The organism is Moorena producens 3L, from assembly GCF_000211815.1.
GTDB lineage: Bacteria > Cyanobacteriota > Cyanobacteriia > Cyanobacteriales > Coleofasciculaceae > Moorena > Moorena producens.
This window is the reverse complement of record NZ_GL890952.1, coordinates 13998-31031: the sequence shown is the minus strand read 5'-3', so window position 1 is coordinate 31031 and position 17034 is coordinate 13998. Positions and strand designations below refer to the sequence as shown.

At 43.9% G+C, this 17034-nt stretch carries 18 protein-coding genes and 1 pseudogene; 13 read left to right on the top strand and 6 right to left on the bottom strand.

Annotated features, from left to right (window positions below; all coding sequences use genetic code 11):
- From LYNGBM3L_RS45200 to LYNGBM3L_RS23640, 5 genes and pseudogenes are all read left to right on the top strand, one after another.
- Positions 1-302: pseudogene (locus LYNGBM3L_RS45200) on the top strand (hypothetical protein); the annotation flags it as partial.
- Positions 303-545 (top strand): GNAT family N-acetyltransferase, encoded by a 243-nt coding sequence (locus LYNGBM3L_RS41620; protein ID WP_131827110.1) that lies wholly within the window; start codon positions 303-305, stop codon positions 543-545.
- A 321-nt stretch (positions 546-866) separates the two neighbouring features.
- Positions 867-1442, top strand: coding sequence for a Uma2 family endonuclease (locus tag LYNGBM3L_RS23650; protein ID WP_044494519.1), 576 nt, complete (start codon positions 867-869; stop codon positions 1440-1442).
- A gap of 71 nt (positions 1443-1513) precedes the next feature.
- The gene (locus LYNGBM3L_RS23645) at positions 1514-1930 is read left to right on the top strand and encodes a DUF29 domain-containing protein (RefSeq protein ID WP_044494518.1); all 417 of its coding nucleotides are present in this window, start codon (positions 1514-1516) and stop codon (positions 1928-1930) included.
- 302 nt (positions 1931-2232) lie between these two features.
- Entirely contained in the window at positions 2233-2889 is a 657-nt protein-coding gene (locus LYNGBM3L_RS23640; protein ID WP_009149721.1) for a Uma2 family endonuclease, read from the top strand.
- Between the two features lie 467 nt (positions 2890-3356).
- Here LYNGBM3L_RS23640 and LYNGBM3L_RS23635 read toward each other — a convergent pair whose 3' ends face one another.
- Positions 3357-4262 carry an aspartoacylase gene (locus tag LYNGBM3L_RS23635; protein ID WP_009149719.1) on the bottom strand — a complete coding sequence of 302 codons (906 nt, stop codon included), beginning with the start codon at positions 4260-4262 and terminating at the stop codon, positions 3357-3359.
- Between the two features lie 170 nt (positions 4263-4432).
- Here LYNGBM3L_RS23635 and LYNGBM3L_RS23630 point away from each other — a divergent pair, with 170 nt between their 5' ends.
- Both LYNGBM3L_RS23630 and LYNGBM3L_RS23625 read left to right on the top strand, forming a co-directional pair.
- On the top strand, positions 4433-5002 hold the full coding sequence (locus LYNGBM3L_RS23630; RefSeq protein ID WP_009149717.1) for a DUF1802 family protein: 570 nt from the start codon (positions 4433-4435) through the stop codon (positions 5000-5002).
- Between the two features lie 188 nt (positions 5003-5190).
- A complete protein-coding gene (locus tag LYNGBM3L_RS23625; RefSeq protein ID WP_009149715.1) occupies positions 5191-5463 on the top strand; it encodes a hypothetical protein in 273 nt (90 codons plus the stop codon).
- Here the strand turns inward: LYNGBM3L_RS23625 and LYNGBM3L_RS23620 are convergent.
- Complete coding sequence (locus LYNGBM3L_RS23620) at positions 5460-5648, bottom strand: hypothetical protein (protein ID WP_044494517.1); 189 nt, start codon at positions 5646-5648, stop codon at positions 5460-5462. The two genes, LYNGBM3L_RS23625 and LYNGBM3L_RS23620, sit on opposite strands and share 4 nt — an antisense overlap.
- Before the next feature lie 130 nt (positions 5649-5778).
- Between LYNGBM3L_RS23620 and LYNGBM3L_RS44200 the strand changes: the two genes are divergently transcribed.
- On the top strand, positions 5779-5931 hold the full coding sequence (locus tag LYNGBM3L_RS44200; RefSeq protein WP_154659898.1) for a hypothetical protein: 153 nt from the start codon (positions 5779-5781) through the stop codon (positions 5929-5931).
- Between the two features lie 154 nt (positions 5932-6085).
- A complete protein-coding gene (gene purL, locus LYNGBM3L_RS47780; protein ID WP_044494516.1) occupies positions 6086-8776 on the top strand; it encodes a phosphoribosylformylglycinamidine synthase subunit PurL in 2691 nt (896 codons plus the stop codon).
- Between the two features lie 182 nt (positions 8777-8958).
- On the opposite strand, the gene LYNGBM3L_RS44195 is transcribed toward purL, so the two are convergent.
- Positions 8959-9114, bottom strand: a complete 156-nt coding sequence (locus LYNGBM3L_RS44195) for a hypothetical protein (RefSeq protein ID WP_154659897.1) — start codon at positions 9112-9114, stop codon at positions 8959-8961.
- A 5-nt stretch (positions 9115-9119) separates the two neighbouring features.
- On the opposite strand from LYNGBM3L_RS44195, the gene LYNGBM3L_RS23610 reads away from it, so the two are divergent.
- From LYNGBM3L_RS23610 to LYNGBM3L_RS23600, 3 genes are all read left to right on the top strand, one after another.
- Entirely contained in the window at positions 9120-10097 is a 978-nt protein-coding gene (locus LYNGBM3L_RS23610) for an RpnC/YadD family protein (protein ID WP_009149711.1), read from the top strand.
- A gap of 406 nt (positions 10098-10503) precedes the next feature.
- Positions 10504-11538, top strand: a complete 1035-nt coding sequence (gene lepB / locus LYNGBM3L_RS50555; protein ID WP_009149709.1) for a signal peptidase I — start codon at positions 10504-10506, stop codon at positions 11536-11538.
- Between the two features lie 67 nt (positions 11539-11605).
- Positions 11606-12082 (top strand): GUN4 domain-containing protein, encoded by a 477-nt coding sequence (locus LYNGBM3L_RS23600; protein WP_009149707.1) that lies wholly within the window; start codon positions 11606-11608, stop codon positions 12080-12082.
- A gap of 730 nt (positions 12083-12812) precedes the next feature.
- Here LYNGBM3L_RS23600 and LYNGBM3L_RS23595 read toward each other — a convergent pair.
- Positions 12813-13352, bottom strand: a complete 540-nt coding sequence (locus LYNGBM3L_RS23595) for an EF-hand domain-containing protein (protein ID WP_009149703.1) — start codon at positions 13350-13352, stop codon at positions 12813-12815.
- Positions 13353-13874: 522 nt separating this feature from the next.
- On the bottom strand, positions 13875-15002 hold the full coding sequence (gene hppD, locus LYNGBM3L_RS23590; RefSeq protein ID WP_009149701.1) for a 4-hydroxyphenylpyruvate dioxygenase: 1128 nt from the start codon (positions 15000-15002) through the stop codon (positions 13875-13877).
- A 119-nt stretch (positions 15003-15121) separates the two neighbouring features.
- On the opposite strand from hppD, the gene LYNGBM3L_RS44185 reads away from it, so the two are divergent.
- Positions 15122-15394: a hypothetical protein gene (locus LYNGBM3L_RS44185; RefSeq protein WP_154659895.1), complete on the top strand. Its 273-nt coding sequence runs from the start codon at positions 15122-15124 to the stop codon at positions 15392-15394.
- A gap of 41 nt (positions 15395-15435) precedes the next feature.
- Here LYNGBM3L_RS44185 and LYNGBM3L_RS23580 read toward each other — a convergent pair whose 3' ends face one another.
- Positions 15436-17031, bottom strand: coding sequence for a mechanosensitive ion channel domain-containing protein (locus tag LYNGBM3L_RS23580; protein WP_009149697.1), 1596 nt, complete (start codon positions 17029-17031; stop codon positions 15436-15438).
- Positions 17032-17034 lie beyond the last annotated feature (3 nt).

Genomic DNA, 17034 nt, shown 5'->3' with positions numbered 1-17034 from the left:
CCGACTCCCGACTCCCGACTCCCGACTCCCGATTCCCGATTCCCGACTCCCGATTCCCGACTCCCGTTCCCCTCCTGGGAGGGGTTAGGGGTGGGTTCCGACTCCCGATTCCCGATTCCCGATTCCCCAAACCAGTGACCACCACCTACTCCCCCCAAGTTACCTATCAGTGGCTCGAAAACTTTGATGCTACTACCTCCTTAGAATACGATGACTACACCTGCCCCAGCATTGCTAGCCACTGGCAATGTGCCAGCCTTTTAGGAGAACTGCTGGGTTTAGCAGCAGTGGAAAAGGATTAAATGGTAGGCTTGCTGGTGGCAGAACTGCGCAAAGACCCCAAAACCGACACCACTACTGCTGTCATTCTTTCCCTGTTCGTCCACCCGGAAAACCGCCGACAGGGGGTTCCAACGGCGTGGCCGTGGTGCCATGCTGATTGCAGAGTCTATCATGGCTCAACTCCAGAGCGATATTCCTTACTATACCTGTGCGGTGGGAGAGAGCAACCAACCCATGCTTCAATTCGTGGATCGTCGCCTTAAACCTTACTTGACGTCATTGACTGAAGCGTATCGGAGTAGTAAGAAGTTAGGGAGTAGGGAGTAGGGAGTAGGGAGTAGGGAGTAGGGAGTGTGGGGAGTGTGGGGAGTGTGGGGAGATGGGGAGATTGGTATTAATGGTAATTATCCTAACATTATATTAGTAAGTAGGGTGTGTTAGCCGCTAGGCGTAACGCACCGGACTTTCCACGTGAACTATGAATGGTGTGTTAGCTGATTAGCTGATTAGCACCTCAAGTAGCGTGCGCGTAGCGCATTAGCTGATAGCTTACGTAATGCACCGGACTTTGCCGGTGAACAATGATGGTACAACTGACCCATAAATTTCAAAGCTTTGATGAGTATTTATCCTACAATGATAACTCAGAAAACTTCTATGAGTTATTTAATGGAGAGTTAATTGAAATGCCTCCAGAGTCGGGAGTAAATGTTGAAATTGCTACGTTTTTATTGATTAGGTTTGCTTTACTGGTAGGTCATCGTAGAGTCCGGGGTCAAGGATTAGAATTAGAAGTTAGAGGTGAACCGAAAAACCGTTATCCTGATTTGACCATTATTCGAGAAGAGCATATTCAACAATTATCAAAGCGTAATACCATTCGCCTCTCTATGTCACCGCCTTTATTAGTGGTTGAAGTGGTTAGCCCAGGAGAGTTACAACGAGAGCGAGACTATATTGCGAAAAGAATCCAATATCAGGATTGTGCTATTCCTGAATACTGGATTGTGGACCCGGAAAGTAAAACTATATTGGTTTTAAAACTGACAGGAACAAGTTATACAGAAGTTGGTAGCTTTTCTGGTGATGAGTTAGTGTTATCTCCTGGATTTAAGGATATTACTTTAAAAGTATCTGGAGTGTTTGATATAGAAAAGTAAGTGATATTTTTATGAACAATTGACTATGAGTAGTATAAATAGTAGTTTAGATTTAAAAAAATCTCTACGACATTGATGATGTCCAATGGCTAGAAGAAACGATTAAGCTCCTGAAAAATAAAGAATTTAATCAACTAGATTGGGATAACTTAATTGAGGAGTTAGAGGATTTGGGCAGAGAGAAGAAAAATGCCGTAGCTAGCCTTTTAGAACAAGTTATCCGTCATTTATTATTCCTGCAATATTGGACAAGTGAATATGATTATAATGCAGTTCACTGGCAAGGGGAAATCTATAACTTCAGAATTCAGCTCAAACGTAAACTAACGACTAATCTCCGTAATTATCTAGATAATGAACTGAGTTCTATTTATAACGATGCCTTAGGATTTGTGACGATAAAAACTCAGAATTCCGTAAGTTTACCTCCAGAATGTCCCTACTGTCTTGACCAATTACTGGATATCGAATGGTTGCCGAAGGAATAAATCAGTTTTGAATAGTCGGGAATCGGGAGTCGGGAGCGGTGCGACCCTAGGGCGATTTACTCGCCCTAGGAGGCGCGCACCGAGGGAATCGGGAATCGGGATTATACTTAAGCTACAGGCAAAACGCTATAATTAGTAATTAGCAATTAATCAAAGTTTTATCAGCAATAAAATTCTGCATTCTCCCCATCTCCCTATCTCCTCATCTCCATCTCCCCATCTCCCCATCTCCCCATCTCCCCGCGCCCCCGCCCCACTCTTTCCCTGTTCCCTGTTAAATAACAAGTAAAGTAGAGCCAAAAATGATCACATCAACTGCCACAATTACTCGGGACCCGACTATTCCTCCTTTAGAAAATGGGGATCAACTAACCCTTGCTGAATTTGAGCGTCGCTATTCCGCTATGGCTGATTTGAAAAAAGCCGAATTAATTGAAGGAATTGTTTACATGGCATCTCCTGTACGAGCAAAAAAACATGGCAAACCCCATTCTCGGATTATGACATGGTTAGGAACCTATGAAGCAAGTAGACCAGGAGTAGAAACACTCGATAACACAACTGTGCGCCTAGATGCTGATAACGAAGTGCAACCTGATGCGTTATTGAGAATAGAACAAGATGGACAATCAATCATTACTGAGGATGATTATGTAGAAGGTGCGCCGGAGTTAATCGTAGAAATTGCGGCTAGCACTGTTTCTATTGATTTACATAAAAAATTAAACGTTTATCGTCGTAATGGAGTACAAGAATATTTGGTATGGCGAGTTGATGATGGTGAATTTGATTGGTTTCGGTTAAGGGAAGGGGACTATACTCAACTGGAAACCAATCCTGAGGGCATACTTTGTTCAGAAATTTTCCCTGGATTATGGTTAGATAAAGCGGCGTTATTAGCCGGAAATTTAGCCAAAGTTTTAGAAATATTGCAGCAGGGATTACAGAGTCAGGAGTAGGGAATCGGGAGTCGGGAGTCGGGAGCGGTGCGCGACCCAAGGGCGATTTACTCGCCCTAGGAGGCGCGCACCGAGGGAATCGGGAGTCGGGATTCTACTTAAGCTACAGGCAAAACGCTATAATTAGTAATTAGTAATTAATCAAAGTTTTATCAGCAATAAAATTCTGTATTCTCCCCATCTTCCCATCATATCATGTCCGGTTGAATACTTATACTAGGGGCAAAAACAAGGCAGAAGTCAGAAGGCAGAAGGCAGAAGGCAGAAGTAAAGGAGTAAGGTTTCAAGGGATAAAGTTTTTTATAACTAATTATCCGAACCTGATATCACCCCATCACCCCATCACCCCATCACCCCATCACCCCATCACCCCATCACCCTATATCTTTCCCGATTCCCGATTCCCGATTCCCGTTCCCCTCCTGGGAGGGGTTAGGGGTGGGTTCCGATTCCCGATTCCCTGTTCCCTACTCCCTAACTATCTCTTTTTTAGTCAAACACATCGCTACTCCTTTTTCATAGTAGGCAACTTCATTAATAAATACTGGCCAAACGGTGGCTTCTTCTTCATAGTAAATTGTGGTGCCATCGAAGGTAAGAAACATGGGGTCACCAGGATTAAGTTCTTGATAATCTCTGCCCTGGAGCTGAGGATGAATCATACCTTCTAGTTCACCAGCTTCGTTTCTGGGATAGTCAACTACTTTTAAATAGTGATAAATGGTTAGAGGATAAGTGTTTGATAATAGTTTACCGTTATTATAGTCTTCAATATAATCTAACGTGGCGTGAATTAAGGCTTCAGTTTTTTGAAAAATAGCGCCCTTGAGACTAGCTGGTGCAATGGGACCGACTTCAATACAACACCCGAAGTTAGATAGGGATCTTAGAAAGGTATTTTCTTTACCTGGTTCAATGGAACTATAAACTCTAACTAAGGGGTCAAGGGAACTCAGATAAGCAGCGAGTTGCAAATTAAAGGGGTCGTTGTTGACGAGAATTATAGTAAACCCCATATTAGCACTGGTACTGTGCAAATCTAGAATAAAATCTACCTTGGAATTGCCTTTTGGCCCTAGGGTTTGAGCTATCTCTTTGGCTCTGGTTTGTTCATAGAAAGAAAGCTCGGAATTTTCCAGGTCACTTTTAGCAAAGCAGCGGTTTAAGTCTGTATCAATATATCTCCTGGCAGCTTGAAAGGCTTGGGGATTACCGATCAGTGTCGAGGTTTCAAAACTAGGTCTAGTGATTAATTCTGGAAACTTATCAAATTTTTTGACTAGGTATACACCGGTAAATTCATTACCGTGGGTTCCTCCTACAATGGCGACTTTGTTAATAGTTTTACGGTTGTTTGCTTCAGAATTACTCATGGGTGGTTGGTATATGGATCTAATTTAAGGGAATCGGGAATCGGAACCCACCCCTAACCCCTTAGGGGTGGGTTCCGATTCCCGATTCCCTACTGAGAGTAATCTTGGCATTCTATCCTAGGAAAACGCAAACCTCTTATTGTTGTTGGAAAAATCCGATTACTAAACTTATGCTTTCAAGTACTACCCATGCCCTGAAAGAATGGGGTGTTGCGGTTGATGCCTTAGAAGCGGGCAAAACGATTATGCTGTTGCGCAAAGGGGGTATTCGTGAACAGGGCAACTGCTTCAGCGTGGCTCACCACCAGGTTTTACTCTACCCTACCTATGAGCATCAAAAGCCTAATTTGCTTAAACCTGACTATGCTGAACAAGTGAAACCTGTGCCCTCAGGTTGGCACCCGGAAACTGTTCGGATTGGTAGCTGGGCGTCTATTACTGATATTTTGCCGGTAACGGAGCAATCTACTATTGCTGCTCTGCTACCCTATCATATTTGGAATGAACAATTTGCCAGTGAGCGTTTGAAGTGGAAGCCACGTCAACCTTTATATGTATTGCTGTTGCGTACTTATCAGTTACCTGAGCCTGTGATCACTCCCTACCACCAAGAGTACGGAGGCTGTCGCTCATGGATTGATTTAGTTGAACCGATTTCTTACCAGGGAGTTGTACCGGTTTGGAATGATGGGGAGTATATCGAACAAGTCAGAGAAATTCGCAGTCTGATCGAGGATTGACTGGGAGCAACCACGCCACTTGCTCTGCGCACTCCCCCCAGTGGGCGCAGGGTCATCAAAGAAGATGGGTCTGAAACCCCGTCCTTCTAGGACGGCTTTGTGCTAAGATAGAAACGACGCAATGACCTAAAAAGAAAAGGTGAGATTCCTGGTAGTGGGACCCTTTGGTTAAAAGGTGGTTCACCGAAATGGAGACCCGGTTAAAGACTCCAATCCCAGCCCTCTATAAGCAAATAGTCTTTAAAGTCACGGGAATCAAACACTTTAAAAGTAGACTCAATGACAATATCTTGTCGGAGAGAGTAGAGGCAATTGGCACCGCCAAGTGGACTGCCGATTTCTTGGTACTACGGTACGGGAAGTCGATGTGGTTGTTACGAGCAATGCCCTTTTGGGTAACTCCTCGCTTTGAATCCCCGCGCGTTTACGCCGGGGAGTGTCAAAAGTGGATCCTAATTTAATAGCTCTGTCCGATCTGATACCCTTCTAGGTAAACTGGACTGTCGCTAGCTTCGGTTTGTCTTTCGAGACCGGCTAGGAGTCCTTGATTAAATAAAACGTATTCGATTGTGTCTGGGCTATAGCAATTGTATTGATAAACTAGGGTGGATACAGAGTAGGCTATATGATCGAAATTCCTAGACATAATGGATTTGCCTCCAATGGATACATTAATGGATAGATTGATACAGCTGCAGTTTTAGGGGTAATCAATGTTGTAAGTGACAGCTATGCTTCAAGAGTAATACGGGGAATATATCCGGGACATTACCCACGTGGGTGATTTTATTGTGGCTAAGGAATTGGCAAGGTATAGCAGAAGTCAGAAGTCAGAAGTCAGAAGTCAGAAGTCAGAAGTCAGAAGTCAGAAGTCAGCAGTCAGAAGTCAGAAGTCAGAAGTCAGAAGTCAGCTTAAAATAGGGGATTGACCTGTGGTCACCCTACGCGATGTTCCTTTGGATGTTTGCGATGTTCCTTTGGAACCGCTTCGCGAACGCAAACATCCAAAGGAGTCGAAGAAGTCTAGCTATTGATAGCAATAACTCTATAAAATTATCTCTGTGCCCTTTGTGCCAGAGTCATATGCCCACTAATTCCTCTACCTCCTTTTCCCCAGAAGAGATTGCTGCTGAAGGGTTAACCCCTTCTGAATATGAAGAAATTGTCCAGCGCCTAGGGCGTCATCCCAATAAAGCTGAACTGGGAATGTTCGGTGTGATGTGGTCGGAACATTGCTGCTACAAGAACTCCCGTCCTCTACTCAAGCAATTTCCCACAGAAGGCAAACGTATTCTAGTCGGTCCTGGGGAAAATGCTGGTGTTGTAGACTTAGGTGATGGGCTACAACTGGCCTTTAAAATCGAATCCCACAATCACCCCTCAGCGGTAGAACCGTTTCAAGGAGCTGCTACCGGAGTAGGGGGGATTCTACGGGATATTTTTACCATGGGAGCTCGCCCGATTGCGGTCTTAAACTCTCTGCGCTTTGGGAGTTTGGATAATGCCAACACTAGACGATTGTTTAATGGGGTAGTAGCAGGAATCAGTCACTATGGCAATTGCGTGGGTGTCCCTACAGTAGGGGGTGAAGTTTACTTTGACCGGGCATACACTGGTAATCCCTTGGTGAATGTCATGGCCTTGGGACTGATGGAAACTCCAGAAATTGTTACCTCTGGAGCCTCTGGGGTGGGGAATCCTGTGCTCTATGTCGGGTCCACTACCGGTAGAGATGGCATGGGAGGGGCAAGTTTTGCTAGTGCGGAACTGACGGATCAATCCCTAGATGACCGCCCAGCGGTGCAAGTGGGGGACCCGTTCCTAGAAAAGTCTCTAATTGAAGCCTGTCTTGAGGCATTTCAAACCGGTGCCGTAGTAGCTGCTCAAGATATGGGAGCCGCTGGCATAACCTGTTCTACTTCAGAAATGGCAGCTAAAGGGGGCTTGGGTATTGAGTTCGATTTAGACCTGGTTCCAGCGCGAGAAACGGGTATGGTGCCTTATGAATACCTGCTGTCGGAATCCCAAGAACGAATGCTGTTTGTTGCCCACAAGGGTCGAGAACAAGAACTGATAGATATTTTCCACCGTTGGGGACTCCATGCTGTGGTAGCAGGTAAGGTAATCGAAGAACCTTTGGTCAGGATTTTGTTCAAAGGAGAGGTAGCAGCAGAAATCCCAGCTACTGCTCTAGCAGATAATACTCCAATTTATCACCGGGAGCTATTGACAGAACCACCAGACTATGCATTGAAGGCTTGGGAATGGCATGGGAAATCCCTCCCTCCCTGTAATGTTACAGGTATTGAGATTAACGGTAAGCATCACACTTGGAATCAAATCTTACTTCAACTCCTAGATACTCCAACTATTGCGTCGAAACGTTGGGTTTATCGCCAGTATGACCACCAAGTCCAAAACAATACCTTAATTCTGCCAGGAAATGCTGATGCTGCGGTGATTCGGTTACGCCCTTTACAAGGATTGAACGTTGAACGGTTGAACGTTGAACGGTTGAACGTTGAACGGTTGAATGTTGAAAGGTTGAATGTTGTTCGCGAAGCGTGGCCGAAAGGCCAAGGTTCAACCGAAACTAACCTGCAACCTGCTAACCTACCCTACGGGAACGCCAAAGGCGAACAACCTGCTAACCTGCAACCTGCTAACCTTCAACCTTCAACCAACCTACCCTACGGGAACGCCAAAGGCGAACAACCTGCTAACCTTCAACCTTCAACCAACCTACCCTACGGGAACGCCAAAGGCGAACAACCTGCTAACCTTCAACCTGCTAACCTTCGATCTGTAACCTCTAATGCTGGTGTGGCGGCAACTGTAGATTGTAATTCCCGTTATGTTTATCTTGACCCCTATGAAGGGGCAAAGGCTGTGGTAGCAGAAGCAGCACGGAATCTGAGTTGTGTGGGTGCAGAACCTTTGGCAGTAACGGATAATCTGAATTTTGGTTCTCCAGAAAAGCCTGTGGGTTACTGGCAACTGGCTTCTGCTTGTGCAGGAATAGCAGAGGCTTGCCGGGAAATGGGCACTCCTGTGACTGGGGGTAATGTTTCCTTGTATAACGAAACCATTGATAGTGACGGCAATCCTGAGTCGATTTACCCTACGCCAGTGGTGGGGATGGTGGGATTAATTGCTGAGATTACTAAAACCTGTGGTCAAGGTTGGCAAGCTGAAGGGGATTTAATCTATTTATTAGGATTGGGGACTAAATACTGGGAAAATAGTCAATCCCAAATTAAATCCCAAATTACATTAGGTGCGTCCGAGTATCTGGCAACGATTCATGGCATGGTTGCGGGCAAGCCACCAGTAGTGGATTTTGATTTAGAGCGTCGTATCCAAACGGTAACGCGAGAGGGTATCGGTCAAGGTTGGATAAATTCTGCTCATGACTGTGCTGAAGGGGGATTAGTGGTGGCTTTGGCTGAATCCTGTATCCCAGGTAAGTTGGGGGCAGACATTACTCTAGGCTATAGGTCCGAGTCGTTAGACCTGCGCTGGGATGAAGTGCTCTTTGGTGAGGGGGGGAGTCGGATTCTGGTTTCTGTAAGTCCTCAACACCAAACAAGTTGGGAATCTTATCTACAGCAAAAGTTAGGGGATGAGGGATATTGGCAACAACTGGGTGTTGTTCAAGGGGAAAATGCTGGTTTACGAGTACTGGTGGGCAATGGTCAGTGTGTGATTGAGGTGACAGTTCAGGAGATGTATGATTGTTGGGAGAATGGGATTGAAAGGCGTTTGAGGGTTTAGGAGGGAATCGGGAATCGGGAATCGGGAATCGGGAATCGGGAAACAATCTTGTTTACCTTATTATGATGAGAAACGGTTTAGCGATGTTCCTCTGGAACCGCTTTGGGATTGACCTTGGCCTTTGGGCCACGCTACGCGAACGCAATCTTTAAAAACCTTAAGGTAAGCATTCAGCTATCAGCTTATGCCCATAGCGTAACCTCCTTGAGGTGCTTTTGAATAAAATAAGCTGACGGCTGACGGCTGATGGCTGAATGCTTACACCTTAAGCAGGAATTGGCTGGATAGGGATTGGCTGACAAGGGCTTTGCTAAGATAGCATAATTCAGTTTTCTCATACTCAATGACCAATCCAAGAGCCGATTACGATAATCCCTGGAAAGAAGCGCTTTCCATCTATTTTGAATCCTTCATGGCATTCTTTTTTCCCGAGATTGATCGTAACATTGACTGGGAAAGAGGCTATGAATTTCTTGATACAGAATTCCAACAGGTGGCTCGAGATGCAGAAATTGGCAGCAGGGAAGCCGATAAACTGGTCAAAGTTTGGCGACAAGACGGTGAAGAAACGTGGGTACTGATTCATGTGGAAGTACAGAGTCAGGCTCAGTCAGTCTTTGCGGAAAGGATGTACGTCTACAACTATCGCATCTTTGATATGTATCGACGGAAGGTAGTCAGTTTAGCTGTTCTCGCTGATGATGAAGAGTCTTGGCGACCAAGTGAATACAATTACGAGATTTGGGGTTGTCGAGTTTTATTGCAGTTTCCAGTAGCTAAGCTGTTAGATTATCAGCTGTCTAAACTAGAACAAAGCACTAATCCTTTTGCTGTGATTGTGGCTGCACATCGCACCACTCAGCAAACTGTTCAAAATCCCGAGGGACGGTATCAGGGCAAATTAACCATTGCCAAGAGTCTTTATCAACGAGGGTATAGTAGACAAGATATCCTAGAATTATTCCGGCTCATCGACTGGATGATGACATTACCGGATAGCTTTCAGATTGGGTTTAAACAGCAAGTCAGACGTTTTGAGGAGGAAAGCACAATGCCCTATGTTACCAGTATAGAGCGCCTTGCTCGTAAAGAGGGGATGGAAGAAGGCATTCTCCAAACTAGTCGAGAGACTCTTTTGGAAGTCCTTCAGGTACGATTTGAGGATGTGCCAAGGGAGTTGGTTGAGACAATTAACCAGATTGAGTCGGTCTCTGTGTTGAAAACCTTGCATCGACAAGGAATTACTATTGCTTCTGTTGAAGAGTTTCAGGGTTGGCTTGACCAATTGCTATCTTTTGAGCAGGAACAGGAGGAAGGTTGAATAGGGTGCATCTTTTTGTTGTAAATCTATAAATCAGGGGAGGGTGGGGAGGGTGGGCAGATGGGGGGATAGGGGAGATTTTTATTCAGGGTAATTATCCTGAGATGATATTAGCCTTCAATGGTCGTATTTTTGCAAAAGTGAGTCCACCCGGTTGAATACCGGTTATAGGGAGATAGATTCGGAAGTTTAAAAGGGGAGAGCGATGTTCCAAAAGAACCGCTTTGCGAACGCACATGTTGAAAATCATACCCTGATTCAGCAACGCCGTAATTTTTAGTTAAATTTAGTTAAATGATTTAACAATTCGAGATAAATCATTATGGAATAGATGTGAGAGTGTATGGTAATGTGAGCTAAAAAGGTGCAAAATTCGAGTATCATCAGGTTGTTGTAAAAGCAATTCATGTCTCAATCAGGACAAATTTTATCTCAATCTAATTCGGGAAAAGAACCTTGGCTGGCGGTCAATTTATCATCTTTTTGGCCGGGATTAGGTCAACTCTATGGAGGCAAATCCATTCGAGGATGGATTTTGATAGTTACTGAAATTCTCTTATTGAGTTTGGGTGTATGGTTAATAGTTTTTGACACGACGACAAATACAGGTCTCGGTTTCATTTTTTTGATAGCTGCTATAATAATTAGTTTATGGAATCTTTTTGATGCCTATAGTTGTACTAGAAAAGTCAATAATTTAAGCTTTGAACGCCTAAGGAAAGACAATAAAGATCCGTGGCTAGCTGTTTTTTTATCAAGAATAATTCCAGGACTGGGTCATTTCTATCTAAAAAAATATTTAATTGGTATTTTATTATTGGTTTTATTTATAGCCTCAACCATTTTCCCATTAGCTCCAATTATTTTTCAAGGTATTGTTGCATATTACGCTTATGTGGCATCACCAGTTCGTAGAGAAAGAACAAAAAACACTATAATCATCGTTGCTATTTTCATAATTTTGACTGCTTTGATTGCGCCCTTATCGAGAAATCTGGTAGAAGCTCGCTATATCCCATCAGGATCAATGCTGCCGACACTGCAAATTAATGATCGTTTAATTATCAACAAGTGGAGTTACTCTTTCCAAGAGATACAACGAAAAGATATTGTAGTTTTTTTGCCAACGGAGAAACTAAAAGAGCAAAATTTTAAAGATGCATTTATTAGTCGGATCATTGGTCTCCCAGGAGATAAGATAGAAGTCAATGGTGGCAAGGTTTATGTTAATAATCAACCGTTGGAAGAAAACTATATTGAAGAACCCCCTCAGTACAGCTGGGGTCCTGTAACAGTGCCGCCTGATTCTTACACTGTCCTAGGAGATAACCGTAATAATAGTTATGACAGTCACCATTGGGGATTTGTCCCTAGGGAAAATATTATTGGGAAAGCTACTAAACGATTTTGGCCTCTGGATCGGGCTGGTGCCATAAAGTAACAATAGAGCTGGTCAATCCTCTACCTTTTCCTAAGGCTATTAACGTAAAACTTCGGCAGGTATTACGATGAGTAACGATAATTATTATCCAAGACATAGCGTTGATTATTCAAAGCTACAGCAGCTTCTTTCGGAAGGTAAGTGGAGAGAAGCAGACTATGAGACATACCTTGTAATGCTAGAAGTAGTTGGTCGTAAAGAGGGAGATTGGATCAGACCAGAAGAGATAAAAAACTTTCCCACTACTGACCTCTTAGCTATTGATAAGTTATGGATAAAATATAGTTCCGATAAATTTGGATTTAGTATCCAAAAGAAAATTTATATTGATAATAAACAATCTGTAGAAAAATTATCAATACAAGACTCTGGAATCATATCTAATGAGTCGGTTGAGTTTGTCAAGCGTGTTGGTTGGCAGATGGATAGTTACAAAGATCTGATCTTTGACATTACTCAAGCACCGAAAGGACATTTACCTGGATGCTGGGCGTTTCGATTTTTTGGTTTTGGTTGGTATCTCATGTCGCACAAGGGGATATAGTTTAAATGTTTGCTCTTGAGTGCCGGTGCCACCAAAGCAGATACCTGTCTATCCCTCATTCATCCCGTAATTCAGCAACGCTGAATTTAAATATCCTATCTAAGGATGCTATTTTCCTTTGGAACCGCTTCGCGAACGCAAACAAAAACCTCCCGGAATAAAAGCGTTAAACTGTGGAAAAGTCCTGCTCAAGGGAGTCTTTATTTACTATAATTATATCAACTAATTTTTATGTTATATTGGCGTCAATTATTATCCCCGATTCCCGATTCCCGATTCCCGATTCCCGATTCCCGATTCCCTTAATTTTATGGATAATGATATCGTTTTGTTTCTAGCTACTGTTGGTTTACTGATCCTGTATCTGGTATTTTCTGCCCTAACTGAAATGGGTACTAAGTTTCCTTGGAAGAAATAGTTGATGGGTTTTATCAAGTGGTATAGCGCTACGGGTAAGTCAGAAGTCAGAAGTCAGAAGTCAGAAGTAAGCTATGACTAAGTTTCGGAGTTTAGGAATGTCAAACACCTTAATGCGTAGTGCTATATAGTAAATAATCTGGGTATCCCTTGTTGTGTAAGAAGTTTAGGACTAACTAAATAGCAAAAGGTGTACCCAGTCTTATTGATTTATACATCTATTGGACAATAAAATATTGCAAAATAAAATTCTGGAATGTCTGAACGTCGAATTCGATCCATGGAAAATAGCTGAAATTAATACCGTAAAAATTTAATAGGAACCCCAAAAGTAATTTCCTGGAGATTTTGGATTATCACTGCGGAAAAATTCATCCATCAAGGTAAAAAGCTCTTCCTCAGAGATATGTCCATCACTATTCAAATCGAGATGGCCAAAATTTTCCCTTGCCCAACTAGCATCAACACCATAGGCACTGACCAAATCTACATACTCTTGCTGACTAATTTCTCCATTGTCATCCTGATCAAGTAAAGCAAAAAAGACATCACATTGCAATTGAATAAGGGGTTCATAGGCATCTGAGTGAATCAGATTGTCGTAATACTTAAACCATTCCTCAAGGGTGATTTCTGCATCGCTGTTTTGATCAGCCAAACTCAAGTTATTCCACATGGAAACCAAGATTGAACGCAGATAAGCATATTGCCAAGAATTAGGTTTTAGCCCTCGTGAACTAGCCAGTTTATTCAAAATCAGATGAAAATCATCTTGGTTGAGAGTTCCACCTGAATCAGCATCGATATTATTGAATAATGTTGTTAATTTTTTTTGTTGTAATGCGGTTAACATTTAAAACTCACCTTTGATGACACTTTATGGTTTTTGAGTTTAAGATGAGGAAATAGTTAGTCTAAACAGTTTCCGTCGAAACGACTTGTTTTACCATAGTTTGACCTAGAAGGTAAAGGACTCTAAAATAAAGGACTGACCGCCCCCGTTTTTTTTTCTTAGACGACACCTTCCCACTCTTACTTCCCATGATTTTATGGTCTATAAAACTAAGGTTTGTCACTATACAGAGAATTCTACTGGATACTTGATATTCGTTACAAGTTAAAAGCTAAGGCATTTTGTCAATACCTCCAAGTAGAGAAATTAACCTTGAGCATTATTAACGTAAGCATACAGCGGTTTGCCATTCAGTTAGGTACTTTCGTTCTGGGTTTTTAGGGAGTAGGGAGCAGGGAGCAGGGAGCAGGGAAGAGGGAAGAGAGAACAGGGAAGTCGGAAGTGGGAAAACAATCCTGTGTACCTGATAGTTATGCAAACCGCCGTATGCTGAACGCGCACGCGTGCGCGTAGCGCATTAGCTTAGGTTCCTAAACTTCCTCGCTTGTTCTGTTCCCGCTCGATGGCTTCAAATAAAGCACGAAAATTTCCTTCTCCAAAGCCCTTGGCCTGAAAGCGGCGCTCAATCACTTCAAAAAAGAAAGTAGGCTTGCCAAAAATGGGCTTGGTGAAGGTTTGAAGTAACAAAGCTTGAGGAAACTCTTGCTGCCAATCTACTAAAATTTGTCTGGTAGCAATTTCTTCCCATTCTGCTGGTGGTAAAGGTAAATTAGAGCCCCCTGGTCTTTGCCGCAACTGGCTGTAGTAGCTGGGAGGAACTTCAATAAACGGTAAACCTCGACCACGGAGTTGCGCGATCGCTTCTACTATATTGCTAGTTCTAAGAGCAATATGCTGGATTCCTGGTCCACCATTGAAATCTAGAAATTCCTGAATCTGGGAATTAGCAGAAGTTGGTTCATTGATCGGCAACTGCACTTCACCAGTGGGATCAACCATGACCTGAGAGTATAAACCAGACTGTTGTGTCTTAATAGAAAATATTTGTTGTGGGCAAAATCCCAGCACGTGTTGATACCAATTTACTGCCCGTTCTAACTCACCAACCGCTACATTAAGTACTACATGATCAATGGTGGTGAACATGGTCTGAGGATGGTTATTTCCCTGGTTTCCCTCTATACTGAGGGAGGGTGGCTTACCCTGAGCAGTCTTCGTGATCCAGTTCAACTGAGCCGGGAAAAACGATTCGTCACAGATGCCATCTCGCTCAACCAGGGTATGAACCAGAGAACCCCAGGAGGGGATTCTACTCCACTTTAGGCGTCCCTGTCTTTGAAATTGCTCCTGAGGTGGTTGTACCACTTGGTTGCCCTGAGCGGACGTATTCTCAATCACCGCTTCCAGGTCTTCTACTAGAAAAGCGATGTCAGCCACCCCAGGAGGATGTAGACGCAAAAACTCAGCAATAGGACTTGCTGATGTTAGAGGTGAAGAGATAAGAAACGTGATTGAGCCACTTTTTACAACTTCTGTGTAGGTATGGTAACTACTGCCACTGGCGACCCGTTGAAAGCCAAGAGTGTGGACTAACCAATCAGAAAAAACTGTAGCATCTTCAACATAGAAATGAACATGATCAATTTTCATGGTTAAATCCAGTTCAAGAGATTGTAATCTTTTTAATTTTGCTCTTGTTAGAAGATTAAACCAATTTGCAGTAGGGAAAAGAGGATTACAGATATTTTACATATCTGAGTGGGTAAGTCATGGCATTTTCAGCTGATCTGACTTTTATCACTCCCCGCGCCCCCGCCCCACACTCCCCGCGCCCCCGCCCCACACTCCCCGCGCCCCCGCCCCACACTCCCCGCGCCCCCGCCCCACACTCCCCGCGCCCCCGCCCCACACTCCCCTCTCTTTCCCGATTCCCGATTCCCGATTCCCGATTCCCGATTCCCGATTCCCGATTCCCGATTCCCGATTCCCGACAACTAAACACTAATCAGATGGCCGATGTGCTTTGCGTTCGCGTAGCGTGACCTACGGTCAATAGCGTAGCGTGGCCAAAGGCCAATCGCTTTTAGCGGAAGCGAAGCTTCATCGCATCTGCTGGTAATACCTCTAAGGAAGACATCTGCATTGTTCCAGCCAGATAGTTGCTCTGATGCTTAGCAACTATCTGGCTCAACAGATCTAGGAGTGTGTGATCGTCCCGTAACGCTTCAGTAAGAGACTCCTGAGTGATGACCAGAATCTCAGTCTCCATGGCAGCAGTGATGGTAACCTTTGGCAAGGGTTTACCTAAGAAAAGAGTCATCTCACCGAAGAAGTCTCCGGCTTGTAACTGTTCCACAGGAAATTGAGGGGAGTACTTGAGAAATTCCTGCCGTTGTTCAAGATCGTGAATCTCTGCTGCTAACAGTTGGTATAGCCAGTAGAGAGACGATGTCTGCTGTGCCGCCTCATGGGCTACAGAAAAAGCAGTAGGACCGATGTAGTGAGCTAGTTGATAGGCAAGCCTTTCAATCACCTGTTGATCTAATGGAGTAGGGGGTTGGGCTTTGGGTCTATGAGTGAATGGTTTGACTGTAGTCTTGCCCAAGGTGATAACCACCTGTTGCTCTACCTCTAGGCAGCCTTTAACTACTATAAACATAGCGTCTTGAGGCAGATTTTTACTACTGAGGGTTTCACCAGCATCAAATAGTAGAGGCTTGGCAGATTCGATCAGGATTTTCTGTGCTCCAAGGCTGAAGTGGCGGAAGAATTCAATGGAGCTGAGGAGTTTGAGGTGCTGCTTGTGGGAGGGAATAATATACCTAGGACTTAATTCTTCACGGCTTAACCCATACCAGACTCGGCGTAAGAGTTCGCGATCCGTGTGCAATGGAGCAAGGTTGTAGTTTTTAGGAAAGTAGAAAAGTTTGTAAGTGATAAACAGCCCTGGATCCGCCAAGTCATATTCCCACATCCTGACTTGAATCGGTTTGTCAAGGTTAATGTTAGGGTGGGGCTGATTCAGGACTGCTCCATAGGCAGCATCAATGACTTGTTGGGGGGGAGAAGCAGCAGGAACTAAAAATTCCACAGAGCGCATCACTGGTTGTACCGTGGATGTCTTAGTAGGAATCACCGTAAGTAAGTCATCTGACAGTAACCCATTAGGAATGTAAGTCATTTCACCAGTACACTGACGTATCGCTATCGAGCGCCAGGTGATGGACTCGATGACGCCCTCTACATCACGGATAATCACTCGGTCACCAATTTGAAAGGGTTGGTCAATGCGTAGGGCTACCCCTGAAAAGAAATTACCTAAAGTAGACTGTAGAGCAAAGCCGATCACCGCTGTGATTAATGCTGAGGTGGTAAAGAAGGCTGCTATGTTTTCCCCCAGTATTCCTAAAATCAAAACCGAGCAAACTGCATAGAGTAATAGGGAAATAACTAGCTTGAGCAAGGCTGAGGGTTGTTTACCTTGGGAGCGGGCAAACCAAACATCAACTACCAGAAAGGAAAGAAAATTAACGATTACAACACTACCGCAGACCAATACCGTAATCTGTAGGTACTTCACTATCGAGTCTGATACCAGGTCTGGGTTGCTACTCACAAAGGTATAGGCTAAAAGCAACAGACCGGTGAGGCCGAGAATAGTTAAGTTTTTTGCAGTCATTTG